The 13,290-nt window shown below is 68.1% G+C and carries 9 protein-coding genes; 6 read left to right on the top strand and 3 right to left on the bottom strand.

The features are described from left to right. The first annotated feature begins 29 nt into the window (after positions 1-29). A complete protein-coding gene (locus ACI2K4_RS00490) occupies positions 30-962 on the top strand; it encodes an alpha/beta fold hydrolase (RefSeq protein WP_404507641.1) in 933 nt (310 codons plus the stop codon). Positions 963-1,087: 125 nt separating this feature from the next. Here ACI2K4_RS00490 and ACI2K4_RS00485 read toward each other — a convergent pair whose 3' ends face one another. Then, the gene (locus tag ACI2K4_RS00485) at positions 1,088-4,057 is read right to left on the bottom strand and encodes a BTAD domain-containing putative transcriptional regulator (RefSeq protein WP_404507639.1); all 2,970 of its coding nucleotides are present in this window, start codon (positions 4,055-4,057) and stop codon (positions 1,088-1,090) included. 268 nt (positions 4,058-4,325) lie between these two features. Then, positions 4,326-5,111 carry an alpha/beta hydrolase gene (locus ACI2K4_RS00480; RefSeq protein ID WP_404507638.1) on the bottom strand — a complete coding sequence of 262 codons (786 nt, stop codon included), beginning with the start codon at positions 5,109-5,111 and terminating at the stop codon, positions 4,326-4,328. A gap of 133 nt (positions 5,112-5,244) precedes the next feature. Here ACI2K4_RS00480 and ACI2K4_RS00475 point away from each other — a divergent pair, with 133 nt between their 5' ends. The 3 genes from ACI2K4_RS00475 (at position 5,245) to ACI2K4_RS00465 (ending at position 9,748) form a co-directional block, all read left to right on the top strand. Then, positions 5,245-5,811, top strand: a complete 567-nt coding sequence (locus ACI2K4_RS00475) for a TetR/AcrR family transcriptional regulator (RefSeq protein ID WP_404507637.1) — start codon at positions 5,245-5,247, stop codon at positions 5,809-5,811. Positions 5,812-7,137: 1,326 nt separating this feature from the next. Beyond that, positions 7,138-7,596 (top strand): peptidase inhibitor family I36 protein, encoded by a 459-nt coding sequence (locus ACI2K4_RS00470; RefSeq protein ID WP_404507636.1) that lies wholly within the window; start codon positions 7,138-7,140, stop codon positions 7,594-7,596. 1,264 nt (positions 7,597-8,860) lie between these two features. Beyond that, entirely contained in the window at positions 8,861-9,748 is an 888-nt protein-coding gene (locus tag ACI2K4_RS00465; protein WP_404507635.1) for a DUF1963 domain-containing protein, read from the top strand. 149 nt (positions 9,749-9,897) lie between these two features. On the opposite strand, the gene ACI2K4_RS00460 is transcribed toward ACI2K4_RS00465, so the two are convergent. Beyond that, entirely contained in the window at positions 9,898-10,803 is a 906-nt protein-coding gene (locus tag ACI2K4_RS00460) for an SDR family NAD(P)-dependent oxidoreductase (protein ID WP_404507633.1), read from the bottom strand. A gap of 175 nt (positions 10,804-10,978) precedes the next feature. On the opposite strand from ACI2K4_RS00460, the gene ACI2K4_RS00455 reads away from it, so the two are divergent. After that, positions 10,979-11,884: a LysR family transcriptional regulator gene (locus ACI2K4_RS00455; RefSeq protein WP_404507631.1), complete on the top strand. Its 906-nt coding sequence runs from the start codon at positions 10,979-10,981 to the stop codon at positions 11,882-11,884. Between the two features lie 110 nt (positions 11,885-11,994). After that, positions 11,995-13,260, top strand: coding sequence for an erythromycin esterase family protein (locus ACI2K4_RS00450; RefSeq protein ID WP_404507630.1), 1,266 nt, complete (start codon positions 11,995-11,997; stop codon positions 13,258-13,260). Positions 13,261-13,290 lie beyond the last annotated feature (30 nt).

Raw genomic sequence — 13,290 nt, 5'->3', positions numbered from 1 at the left:
ATCGTGGGTTTTTGAGGAGCCTGCACACCATGAGTCGTACGTTTGGTAGCCAGTACACAGTGCGGGTGGCCGGAGTGTCCCTGGTCTGTCATGTTCGCGGCCGGGGCCCGCTGTGTGTCGTACATCCGGGTGGCCCCGGGATGCACTGGGAGTATCTGAGGATGCCGTTGGTCGAACGGGACCACACGGTGATTTACCTTCAACCGGCCGGAACGGGCAATTCGAGCGATCTTCCCGGGGATCACAGATACGACCTCGCCACCTATGTGGAGCATCTGGACGCGGTCGTCCGGGAACTCTCCGACGGGCCGGTCTTCGTTCTCGGGCACGCGCACGGCGGATTTGTCGCGCAGAGTTACGCGCTACGCCGGCCGGAGAACGTCGCTGGCTTGATCCTGTACGCCACGGCCCCGTTAGCGAATGTGCGGACCACGGCGGCTGCCCGACAGAACCTCCACCGGTACGCCGCGGCGAACGAGCACGAGCGCGACGTCGCGGCGACCGTCGCGGCGTTCGACAGCCCCGTGGGTTGCGACATGCCTGCCGCCACCCGTCGTATGCGGACGATCCTCCCGGCCTACTTCGCCCACTACTGGCGCAGGGAGGCGGAATTCGTGCGGCTACGGGACACGATCTGGTGCTGGCCGCGACCGGCGACGGAGTTCGACGAGGTCTTCGACGTACGCGGGATGCTGTCCTCGATCACGGTGCCGGCCCTGGTCGTCACGGGCGCGCACGATTTCGTGGCCGGCCCGGAGATCGCCGCGATGCTGTACCTCGGCATCCCCGTCGCCGATTTGGCGGTGTTCGGGAACAGCGGTCACTTCGCTCATCTCGAGGAGGCCGAGCGGTTCGCCCACGTCATGACGGAGTTCACGAGCCGGACCCGGAACGGCGTCCGGTCCACCGTCCACCACCGCCAGCCGGACATCGCGAGCAAGGCGCGCAGTTCCTGCTGGTGACTTGGCATGCCCCGCCAGCGGGAAGTGTCGAACAGCCGAGCTGGCTTCGGTACGTCGGTGGTGGTCGCGTTCACGACGCGACTGCCACCGCCGCGCTGGCGCAGGTCGGGCAACTCGGCCGACTCTCAAGCTTTCTGTGCCGGCGGCAGCCTCCGGGCGAGGCAGGCGAAGCGGTCCCTGAGCCGTTCGGGGCCGCCGCCCGGGAAGCTGGCCAGCACCGCCTCTGCTCGCTCCAACGCCTCACGGGCCGCAGCGGCGTCACCTATCAAGTTCAACAGTTTGGCGAGCTGTAGCAGTGCCTCGAACTGGTTCGGCCGGTGGTTCACCCGCCGTGACGTCTCGGCCGACAGCTCGAGCTGCTCCACCGCCTCGCCGAAACGGCCCGTCTCGGCGAGGTTTGCGGCGATGGCCATTCGTGTCTCGCCCTCCACCGCGAGCAGCGTCGCGTCGGAGCCGACCTCCCGCTCGCCCTGAATCTGCTCGTGAAGCTTGAGCGCCTGCTCCAACACCTGGGCCGATTCCTCGAGCTGCCCCAGACGGGCCAGCGACCTGCCGTTCGACATGAGGCTGAAAGTCACCGCGCGGCGATAACCGATCTCCTGGTAGAGAGCCAGCGCCTTTTCCCCGTGCGTGAGCGCCTGCTCGTCCTGGCCGAGCGCTTCGTACACCCAGTGGAGGTTGGTGTTCACCAGGCCCTGCTCCAGGCGCATGTCCCGTTGCTCGAAGATCTGCAAGGCGGCGGCCAGCAGGTTGAGCGCCTCCACGTTCGCGCCGAACGACCACCGGGCCCCGGCCAGGCTGCGCAGGCTGTGTGCCTCACCCACCTCGTCGCCGCTCTGACGTGCCGCGTGCAGGGCCGTACGCATGACATCTTCCCAGTCCTGGAAATGCCCCGCCCACTGCAGATACTGCTGCATCGTGATGGCGAGCTGCCATGGCACGATGCCATACCCGAGGTCGTCGGCGAGCCGGACCGCCTCCTTGAGCACCTCCCGCTGGGCGGCGAACCAGGCAATGGCCTCGTCGTAAGCCGCCGGCTGTTCGGGTACGACACCGGGAAGCGCCGGTGGGGGCTCGATTGGCACGCGATGTGGTGCGAGCAACACCTGGGCATTGAAGCTGCTGTGCAGGTAGTACTGGAGCAGGCGACTGACTGCGGCGCGGCGCTCCTGTGGCGGCTCGACGCTCTCGAAACATTCCTCCGCGTACGCCTTGACCAGCACGTGCGACGAGAAGCGCCCGTCATCGTGCTCGGTCACCAGCGCGGCCTCGGTGAGCTCCTCGAGCTCGGCACGAGTGCGGACCGCGTCCCGGCCCGACAGGCTCGCCGATGCCGCGGCCGTGATTCCGAGGCTCGGTGCGACGGCCAGCAGTCGAAACAGACGTGCCGCGCCGGGACTGAGCTGTCGGTACGACCACGAGAACGCGGTACGCGGGTCGTACGCGTCGGCACCACCCGGAAACACCTCCAGCCGGCGTGCGCCGTCGCGGAGGTCGGCGGCGACGGCGGCGAGCGAGAGCGTGGGGTGGGCGTTCAGGCGAGCGGCCAGGATTGCCAGGGCCAGCGGCAACCGACCGCAGAGCTCGATGATCTCGTCCACGATCTCGACGTCGTACGGGCATGTTGTTCGGTTCGGCAGGCGCACGAGCCGGCGCTTCAGTAGTTCTCGGGCCGACCGGAGGTCCGGAACCTCGATCCGCAGCAGGTGTGCGCCGTCGAAGGTGGCGAGGCCGAGAAGTGGACGCCGGCTGGTGAGCAGCACCAGACTCTCGGCGGAGTTCGGCAGCAGCGGGCGCACCTGTGCCGGATCCCGCACGTTGTCGAGCAGCACCAGGATGCGTTTTCCGGCGGTCAGGCTGCGGTAGGTGCCCACGCGCGCGTCGAACGTGTCGGGGACGTGGGACGCGGGGACGCCCAACGCGTACAGCATGGAGTGCAGGGCGTCGCCGGCGCGGACACTCTCGTCCTCGTGGTCGCCCCGCAGGTCGAGGTAGAGCTGACCGTCGGTGAACTCGTCGGCGACCAGGCGCGCGAAGTGGGCGGCCAGGGTCGACTTACCCACTCCGCCCATGCCGTCCATCGCGACCACGAGTGGACTGGTCCTTCCGACGGCGGACATGCCGACGACGAGGTCGCTCAGAAGATCGATTTCGGCCGAGCGACCAACGAACTGGGACAGGTCCGGAGGTAGCTGCGCCGGACGCACCAGTGGTGCCAGCGGTACGTCACCGGCCGTCCAGGCGAGGGGGGCGATCCGGTCGGCCTCCTCGGCGCGTGGCAACGTGGTCTGGGTGAGCACCCGCCGCTGAGCGTCCTGGAGGGCCTGTCCGGGGTCGATGCCCAGCTCGTCGGCGAGGCGTTTGCGGATTGTCTGGTACACCATGAGCGCCTCCGCCTGCTGGCCGCTCGCGGCGAGGCTCGTCACCAGGCTCGCGTGGACGAGTTCGTGGAGCGGGTCCATCTCGGCTGCCAGCCGCAGCGGTGCCAGGACCCGCGACGGCTGGCGTACCTGGACGGCGATCTCGGCGGCGTTGATGGCCGCGTCGAAGAACTCGCCCGCGATACCCGCGATGATCGCCGCCGCCCCGGTGCTGTCCGCCGGGAAGTCCCCTGCGAAGCCACGGCAGAGTCGCAGCGCGCTGGTGTAGTGGTCCAACGCATCGTCGAGGCAGCCTCGGCCCATGCTCGCCTTCGCCGCGCCGACGTGCGAACGGAACGCCACCAGGTCGAGCGTCTCCGGCCCGGCGGTGAAGCGGTACCCGTTGCCACTGCGGAACAGGTACGAGCCGGGGGATCTCGACGGTAGGTCCGGCTCGAGCAGACGGCGCAGCACCCCCACGTACTTGTGGATGACGTTCACCGCGCTGGGCGGCGAGATCGGGCCCCAGATCATCGCGATCAGGTCGCTGGTACTGACCGGCTGGCCCTCGCGGGCCAGCAGGAGTGCGAGCAGGCAGCGTTGCTGTGGGGGGCCCGTGTCGAGCTCGGTGGCGCCTCGCCAGACCCGCAGCGGGCCCATGATCTGCAGACGGAGCGCCTCCGTGCCCGCCGGCCCCGCTTCCCCACGGGCTTGGAGGTGACGGGCAGGGGTCACGTGCTCTTCCTTAGGGCTGACGTACCCGAACCGCCGTGGTGAGTCACCGGTCGCCGCCCGATCCTCCGTACGAATCCCCGCGTGCGGTTGCTGGGCCGCAGGGAACGCACCTCGGCCGCGACCAAGAGCCCTGGCACAATTCAAGATCCTTAATAAGACTGGAGGTTAGTGACGATCAGTGGACGGCCGGTTGACAACGACTGGACGGGACAGCACTGAAATGTCCGGTCCGGGGCCAGCGCGGGGACGGTGGAGTGCTGGAGCGCGCTCAGGCCGTCTTCGTGAGCACCCAGTCGAGGACGGGCTCGGCGACGTCCCGCCAACCACTGTCGAAAACGAGGGAGTGGCCGCGGTCGTCGAACTTCCGATACTCGGTGTTGCCGCCCGGGTGGTAGAGCTCGGCCGCCTGCCGTGCCACCACTTCGGGGATGGTGTGGTCGCGGCCGCCACCGATGATCAGCAGAGGTCCCCGGGCACGGTCGCTGAGGTTGACGGCGACCGGCGACGCCGGGTCGTTCTTCGCGGCGGTCAGGTCGAAGATCGGCCGGCCCGGGCCGGGAATCGCCCAACGGTCGTAAAGCTGGTCGGATTCCTCTCGACTGACCGCGTTGCCGAAGCCGTAGCGGAACTGGCGACGGCTCAGCATCACCGCACGGTCGCGGTTGGCCTTGCGGCGCAGCACCGGAAGCGCCGACCAGACCTGCGAGAACGGCAGTGCCCGTACGCCCCTGATCGGGGCTGGGTCGATCGCCACCGCAGCCCGGGCGACACCTGAGGCGAGCAGTTTCTGGGCAATGAGCCCACCGAACGAGTGCCCGATCACAACCGGTGGCTCGCCGAGCTGCGCGATACGGGTGAAGTGGTCGGCGACCTCGCGTACCCCGTAGCCGGCGACGCGCTGCGGCTGCTGGCGTGTCTGATTCGCGGTCTCGCTGTCGCCGGGCCAGCCCGGCGCCTCCGTGACGAACCCTGCGGTCCGGAAGAGGTCAAGCCACGGGTCCCAGGCGCGAGCGTGGATCCAGAGGCCGTGCACGAAGAGAACCCGAGCCCTCACGAGCGCTCCTTGAAAGAGAGAGGAGAAAAGAACGGTCGTTCTGTTCTGCTCCAGAAAACCATGGCTGCGCCTCATAGGCAAGTCAGCAAGCGACACCAGAAAGAACGATCGGTCTGCGGTGTAGGATGACCCGATGGCAAGCACCAGGCTCTCGGCACCCCGAGAACACCTTCTTGCGACGGCGAGCCGCCTGTTCTACAGCGACGGCATCAGGGGCGTTGGGGTCGACCGCATCCTCCAGGAGGCTGGAGTGACCCGCGCCACGCTCTACCGGCACTTCGCCGGCAAAGAGGCCCTGGTCGTGGCGTACCTCGAACGGGAAGACCAGATGATCAAGGCGATCTGGAACGAAGGGCTCGGCCACGCCGTATCTCCCGACCACGCGCTCGAGATGGCCATCGAGGGGATCGCCGAAGACGCCTACCGGCACCACACCCTCGGCTGCTCGTTCATCAAGGCCGCCGGCGAGTACCCCGACCCCGAAAGCCCGGCACGCCAGGTGATCCGCAGCCACCGCACCTGGCTCCGCACCGAGCTGCGACGCCTGCTCGCCGAAGCCGACCGCGATGACGTCGACGCCAAGGCGGACACCCTCACCATGCTGCGCGACGCGCTGATGGTCGGCTGTTTTCTCGACAGTCCCGACGTCACTCGCCATACCTTCGTCCGCAACGCTCGCTGGGTCGCTGGGCTGCGCTGAGCGAGGCCATCGCGCGGCTGACCGCGTGCGTACGACGATCACGGCCATCCCGGTTCCGGCCAAGACGGAGCCCAGCGCCGCCGCCGTCACGTACCAGGACGACGACCGGCCCCGGATCCACCCCGGCGCTGGCGCTCGACCCGCAACAGCATCGTTGCCGACCTGCGCGGGACTGGTGGCACAGACACCGCGACCGGCCCACGTCGCACCGATGACGCACCCGCCTGCGGCTCTCCCTCGGCATCACCCGCCTACGACGCCGATGCCCCCGACCACCAGGTCCACTTCACCTGGCCCGGGAGCGGCCACCGTTGTCTTCCCGGGTCGCCGCGGCTCTTCGCGAGGCACGAGTTCCACCCCGATCCGGCTGTCCGGCGACGGACGACGCAGCCTTCCTACCGTGGGTCGAGCGATTGGGACTCAACATTGCGGACGCGTCATGCAAGTTGCTCGGCCGTGCCACCTGGAATGCCGCACCAGCGGCCGGAGGCCGATATTCGGGGCGGGGCGCGGTAACCTCGATCGCCGGGTGGACGCCAGTTACCGCCGGAAGGACGCTGGCGGTGTAAGCCAGGTCGAGCTGCGCCTGCCGGTCGGCGTGCCGCTGCTGTGCGGACCGGACGACGGTCTCTCCCCGAAGGTACGGCAACAACGACGGAGATTCGGGAGCACGGGGGCCCGGACCGCTTGCCTGATCGACATATCGATCGCTCTCGCGATCTCCCTGTCCGTGCTCATATCGATCGACGGACATCTCAGACTGGCCTCCAAGTGTGCGGGTTCGATCAGGTAACGCACCCTGGCCCCGCGCGGTTCATGGAATCATCCAGGCTCTTGCACCAACCACTTTCGGCTGACCGGCCCCCCGCCCATCTCTTCGATCGACCGAAGGCCGCAGCCCTGTCGCCACTCACCAGAGACCGCGAGATGAGTCCTCGCCTCCCAGCGGACGCGCCAGCATGCTCAACCGGGTGACCAATCAAACTTACGCTCTTCAATAAAGTCGTTGTCCACAATGGCCTCTTATCGTAGATCTCGACGTTGGTTGGTTGACAAGGGCCTCGGACGGGACATGCCGCGCGAGTCGCAAGCCGAGCAGGGGCGGATTGTGCCAGCACGACAGAAGCGAGTTGCCGACGAGACATGCGACCGCAGCCTCCGGCTGGCGAGGACCCGTTCGGCAGCCGACAGGGCACAGCCGCACTCCGTCAGCTATTCCGACTGCCCCGGCACGGCAACGTGTCACAGCCGACGTCTAAACGCAGTCGCATTTCCGCGCATGCGTTCACCAGAACCCCGAGAGAATGGGTTTACGGAGGGATCGCCGTGAAGAGTTTGCCCAGAATGCTCGCCACGTCCATGCGAGCCGTGCTACCCATCGCCGTTGGGCTTAGCATGCTCGCCACACCACTCGGCGCGTCAGCCCAGGCAGCGCCACCCAATGGCGCGGAATTCAGCATTAGCGGAGGGTCACAACTACCCGACACTCAAGATCACTACTGCCCGCCGTACTACCTGTGCCTATACAGCGAGCAAGGTTACAAGGGTGAGTTCTTGTCTCTCTCCCGGTGTGAGTTCAAAGACCTCGGGAAGGTACCCTTTCCGGCCGGCGGCTACTGGAACGACAAAATGTCCTCGTACTTCAACAACCAGGTCGGCCACGTTCACGCGACCTTCTACAACTGGTCTGGCTCGGCATGGATCCCGGTGGGCGACAGCGTAGCGCCCATGGCTCAGTCCGCACCCTCTTTCAACAACATCGTCGACGCAGTCAGGGTCTGTTGACGACAGAGATCCAAGCTGATCAAAAGGGCTAGGCCGGCTGGCGGGTCGTACGATTTCAAATCTACGGCCCGCCACCTCGTACCAGCTACCGCTGGAGTACTGGAGACCGTTGCCTGTACACCGTCAGTGAACCAGTCCTGGTCGTTGCCCGTTCAATGCTTGAGTCATAACAACTGGGAGGCGAGACCCGATGGCATCGCAATCGAGAGAAACACGCGCCACAGGCACGACCCCGGGGCCAATGGACAACATGGCTGACCTCATCCACAGCGTACAGGTTGAGCGTGAGACAGCGTCAACGGCCGCGCAGCTGCGCCTCCTGCCAACTCCACCCGGAACCGCTGGTGCGCGTGGCCGTTTTGGCGTGCCACTCACGCCGTCACTGGACCCCGCCCTGAGCGGCCCCACGGTGTCACCCGCACGAGCAGCACAACTGGCGCAGCTCCTCCGACGACCACCAGCGCAGCGAACGAATCCGCCCGGGATCCCTCCGGCTGCCCCGGGTCGGGTGAACGACCTGCCGTCTCAGCCGGGAGCCTCCGGTGTGCGTGGCCCCTTTGGCGTGCCACTCACGCCGTCACTGGACCCCGCCCTGAGCGGCCCCACGGTGTCACCCGCACAAGCAGCACAACTGGCGCAGCTCCTCCGACGACCACCGGCACAGCGAACGAATCTGCCCGGGATGCCATCGGCTGGCCCAGGGCGAGGCGCAGCTTTTCCACCCGCTGCTCCGCCCGCTCCGGGACCGGCACCGTCTGCGGCGGCTTCGACTCCCAGGCAGATCACCGGCGTCTCCATCGCAATCGGGGCCGAGGCACCGAGGCCGCCTCGCAGGCGGACAGAAAGCCAATCAGAAGACCATGTCACCCGGGAAGAGAGCCTGGTCGAGCGGGCCGGTGGCGCCGACGACAATGCGTGGGTGTACGGCAACCGATTCGCATTCGACGATTACGGGTTCGCTTCCGCCGCCCAACTCCGATCTCCGACGCCGCCTTCCGCCAACGACGCTGGAGCCAGAGGTAACCGGCCTACGCCCGCGCCCGAGGGGCGGACATCGTACGTGGCCCGGCCGACAGCGGGCCGGGGAGGGCCTTCTGCGGGCCGATGACAATCGACGTCAGCCGAACAGAGCGAAGCCTCCTCCGGCAACCACTGTCCTGGTGATCTCCACGGCCCGAGTGTGACAAGTGTCGACCTCGGACGTGAAGGAGGATCGGCGCCTCCGCGGTCCGAGCGCGATCCCTTCGTGGCATCATGCTGAGCCATGGATCATCAGGGGCGGTTTCGTGCTGCGGCGCTCGCTCTAGGCGTCCCGGACGACGAGATCAGCAGGTTCGTCAAGCAGCTCCGGTTGTCGATCCGGTTGAGCGGAGGCTCCGGCGGCGTTCCGGTCGGACAGTTCGGTGGGCTGCCCCGGCTGCCGGTGGGCGAGGACTGGCCGTCCGATCGGGCCAAGCAGTTGCCCTTCATCTTTTCCGTCGACTGCGCCGCGCTGCCGAGGGTCGATGGTCTCGGCCTGCCGGCAGCCGGCTCGCTGCTGTTCTTCCTGAACCACGAGAACGACCACCTGGCCAGTGCCGACGGCGAGCAGAGGTACGCGCGAGTCGTCCATGTACCGGCCCACGCCGCTACTGCGGTCGCGGAACCCCTCGACCCCGACATCATCGGCCAGCGGTACGACGTCAGCGCCACCCTCCTGGCCGAGCTGCCCGAATGGTTCGCGACCCGCCACGACGAGGACCGGGACGATGACGAGGACGAGTTGTCGCCCTTCCAGCAGCAACTGGGTCGTGACCTGGAGCGGGACATGCCGCACCTGGACGGGCTCCGCGCTCTGGCCGATGACCTCTGGCCGCCCGACGAGGGGCTCGCCAGCGCCTACCTCGGCGGCTACGTCGACGATGAGGTGATGACGAGCATTGCCGAGCAGACCCTCGCGGGACGCGAGAGGTCCGGTGAGATTGTCGTTCCGGTGGCCAAATGGTATTCCCATGTGGAGCTGGAGAAGCACCGTCTGACGGGTGAGTGGATGTCACTCGCCCGCTTTCCCGTAGCCGACGAATTCTGTTACGGCAGTTTTGTGATCCGCCACGACGACCTGGTCGCCGGTCGGCTGGACAAAGCGCTCCCCGTGGTCGAGTTCAGCGAGTAGAGACCGGGACGCCGTACGCGGCGGTGGGCGGTGGCGGTTCAGCGGGTCCGGTAGCGCGGGTGGATCAGACCACTGTCGAAGGCACGCTCCAGAGCCCCGACGAGGGCTCGGTCTTCTACTCGGGATACCGACCGAGGTGGTCGGTCCGATCAGCCGGTGAGGTATCCACCCGAGGCGTCGATGTCTGTGCCGATCACGGCGGTGGCATCGTCGGAGGCCAACCACATCACGACCCGGGCGATCTCGTCCGGGTTGACGATTCGCTTTATCGGGTAGTCCTGAGCAATCTGCTCGTACGTCACACCGAACCCGGCGGCGGCACGCTCGAGCATCGGGGTGTCGACCGCGCCGGGTGCCAGCGCGTTGACCCGGATGTTCCGGTCGGCGTACTCCAGCGCGGCGACCTTGGTCAACGACGCGACGGCGTGCTTGCTCGCGTTGTACGGCGCGATCGTGGCGAAGCCGACCTCCGCCGAGATCGAGGCGGTGTTGATGATGACGCCACCGCCCTGCCGCAGCATGTGCGGTAGTTGGTGTTTCATGGCCAGGAAGACGCCAGCGGCATTGGTCCGCCACACGTCCTCGAACACCTCGATCGACTGCTCGTGCAGCGGCGCCGGGCGGGGTGTCTCCACTCCCGCGTTGTTGAAGGCGATGTCGATGCGCCCGTACCGGCGTACGCAGGTGTCGACAAACGCGGCGACGTCCTGCTCCCGACGGACATCTGCCCGCACGAACGTGGCTTCGCCGCCGAAGTCCCGGATCTCACGCTGGTTGCGTTGGCCGAGCGCGGTTCGGCGACCGCAGAAGAACACCCGTGCTCCCTCGCGCGCCATCGCGTACGCCGTGGCCTTGCCGATGCCGGAGGTGGCGCCGGTGATCAACACGACCTTGTCGGCGAAGCGGCCGTTCGGGTTTGCCGCGCCGCGCCCGGGCTCCGGTGGATGTTGGGTGTTCGCCCTGGCTGATCCGGCAGCGAGACCGGCCATCGAAATGCCGGCGGCACCCGCCGCCAACAGGCCACGCCTCGACGTCCGCCCGATTCTTTCGGACATTGTCTTCCTCCGTTGTGATCCGCGTTGGCTGCCAGTCTCGCCACGTCGGCCTGGTAAGCGCCAAGACCCGTCGCGATAACCGGTGGTTATGGCCGGCCGCGCCAGGGTTGGGCGGGACACAGGCCAACTGTGCGCGCCAGGGTTGGGCGGGAGAAGCCAACTGTGATAGCGATGGATGATGGACGCGCACCTACGGGAGCTGCGCTATTTCGTAGCGGTCGCCGAGGAGTTGCACTTCACCCGGGCCGCCGAACGGTTGTTCGTGTCTCAACCGGCGTTGTCCAAGCAGATCCGGGTCCTTGAGACACGGCTCGGGTTCCCCCTGTTCCGCCGCGAGACCGGTGGGGTACGGCTGACCCCCGCGGGCGAGGCGTTGCTGCCGGCCGCCCGCGAGGCCATCTCGGTGTTCACCCGTGGAGTCGAAGCCGCCCGAGCCCTCGCCGACCGACGAGTCCTCACCGTGGGCATGCAGACCGCCGTCGGACGCGACCTGCAACGGCCAGCTTTGCGGAGGTTCCGTGAGGTGGCCGCGAACTGGACGGTCTCGATGCGGCTGGTGGGCTGGGAGGAACCGACCGCCGGGCTGGCCGACGGCACCAGCGACGTCGCCTTCGTGTGGCTGCCGGTCCCGGGCGACGGGCTGCGTATCCGTGTCCTGGCCCGCGAGCGGCGGTGGGTGGCGCTGCCCTCGGGACACCGGCTGAGCGACCGTACGGAAGTCGCCTTCACCGATCTGCTCGGGGAGCCGTTCATCGCCCTGCCGGCTGCCGCCGGGCCGCTGCGCGACTTCTGGCTCGCCACGGACGCCCGCCTCGGGCGGGAAGCGGTCCTCAGCGGCGAGGCCGCCTCGCCGGACGAGGTGTTCGAGGCGGTCGCCTCGGGGTTGGGCGTGGCGCTGTTGGCGGAGGGGAACGTCGACCTCTACCGGCGGCCGGGCGTCGCATGCCGGGCGGTGAGCGGTCTGGCACCGGCCGAGCTGGCCGTGGCGTGGCGCGCTGACGACCGCCGGCAGGTTCTCACCACGCTCCTCCAGTGCTTGCCGACGCCGCAACTCGCCGACCACACACCGACGGTCGCCTAGCTGCCCATCGGCCGTGGGCCGAACGAGGAGCTCCGGGCGCCGGATCGCCGGACAGCAGCCGCGACGTGTCCTCGACGGGCTTCCGGGGAAGTGCCGGGTAGCGTGGCCGAATGCCCGACGCTTTCCTTGACTTCGTTGCCGACGAGGCGATGACCCTGGCGACGCTGGACCCGGAAGCCCCGCTCGACGATCTGGAGCCGCTGGCCGTACGGCTGGCCGGGGCCAAGGTGGTGGCCATCGGTGAGAACTCCCACCTCGTACGCGAATTCGGTCTGCTCCGGCACCGGCTGACACGGTTCCTGGTCGAGCGGTTGGGGTTCACCGTGTACGGGTTGGAGTCGGGGTTCAGCGAGGGGCTGGCCGTGGACGCGTGGGTGCGCGGCGGTCCCGGCGACCTGCGGACGATCGCCGACAACGGGATCACGTACACGTTCGGTCGGTCTGCGGAGATGCGCGCGCACCTGGAGTGGATGCGGGAGGCCAACGCGGCCGGCACAACCCCCGTCCGGTTCTTCGGGATCGACGTGCCGGGCTCCACGGCCTCTCCCCTACCCGCGATGCAGAACATCGGGCGCTACCTGGGCACGGTCGACGGCGACGCGACGACCGTCGTCGATCGGCTCGTCACGCTGATGGAGAAGTACGCGGGGGAGCATTCGCTGCCGGCGTACGCCGCCTACGGTCAGCTCGCCCCGGCGGAGCGGGACGGGATCACGGCGATGCTGGCGGAGCTGGCGACCCGGTTCGACGCGCTGGAGCCGGAGTACGTGTCGGCCGGTGGCGTCGAGTCGTACCGCATCGCCCGGCACGAGCTGCGGCTGGTGTGCCTGCTGGACCAGTCGACCCGGAGCGTCGCCGCGCGGATGGCCGGTGACACGTCGCACCCGAAGGTGGCCGCCCGCGACCGTGGCATGGCCGAGACGGTGTTCTGGCTGCTCGACCGGTTCGGCCCGGACGCGAAGATCGTCGTCGCGGCACACAACAGTCACATCCAGCGGACACCGGTCGTCACGCCGGCGTTCTCGCTCTCCGCGATGGGGCACCACCTGGCGGACCGGCTGGGCGGCGACTACGTGTCGGTGGCGGTGACCAGCAGCGCCGGCCGTACGGTGACGCGCCGGGCGAACCCGGACCGGCCGGGCGGTGTGGAGATCGTCGGGGTCGACCTCGATCCGGCGCGGGAGGGCAGTGTGGAGGCGGCGTTCGGCGCCGTGCCGGGGCTGCGCGCGCTCGACCTGCGCGGGGCGCGGGGGCGGCTGGCCGGTCCCGACCGCATCCGGGTGATGGACACCTACCAGGAGGTGGAACTGCTCGACGCCTACGACCTGGTGGTGAACCTGCCCGAGACCTCCACGACCGAGCAGGTTGCCGGCTGATCGTGAACCTCCCACCCGCCTCGGCTGGCG

Origin of the sequence: Micromonospora sp. NPDC050397, assembly GCF_044901685.1 — a bacterium.
Classification (GTDB): domain Bacteria; phylum Actinomycetota; class Actinomycetes; order Mycobacteriales; family Micromonosporaceae; genus Micromonospora_G.
This window is presented reverse-complemented; position numbering and strand designations above follow the sequence as displayed.

Excerpts from the sequence above, each read along its gene's own strand:
- ACI2K4_RS00490 (WP_404507641.1), top strand. The coding sequence starts at position 30 with ATGAGTCGTACGTTTGGTAGCCAGTACACAGTGCGGGTGGCCGGAGTG.
- ACI2K4_RS00465 (WP_404507635.1), top strand. The coding sequence starts at position 8,861 with ATGGATCATCAGGGGCGGTTTCGTGCTGCGGCGCTCGCTCTAGGCGTC.
- ACI2K4_RS00450 (WP_404507630.1), top strand. The coding sequence starts at position 11,995 with ATGCCCGACGCTTTCCTTGACTTCGTTGCCGACGAGGCGATGACCCTG.
- ACI2K4_RS00455 (WP_404507631.1), top strand. The coding sequence starts at position 10,979 with ATGATGGACGCGCACCTACGGGAGCTGCGCTATTTCGTAGCGGTCGCC.
- ACI2K4_RS00475 (WP_404507637.1), top strand. The coding sequence starts at position 5,245 with ATGGCAAGCACCAGGCTCTCGGCACCCCGAGAACACCTTCTTGCGACG.
- ACI2K4_RS00460 (WP_404507633.1), bottom strand. The coding sequence starts at position 10,803 with ATGTCCGAAAGAATCGGGCGGACGTCGAGGCGTGGCCTGTTGGCGGCG.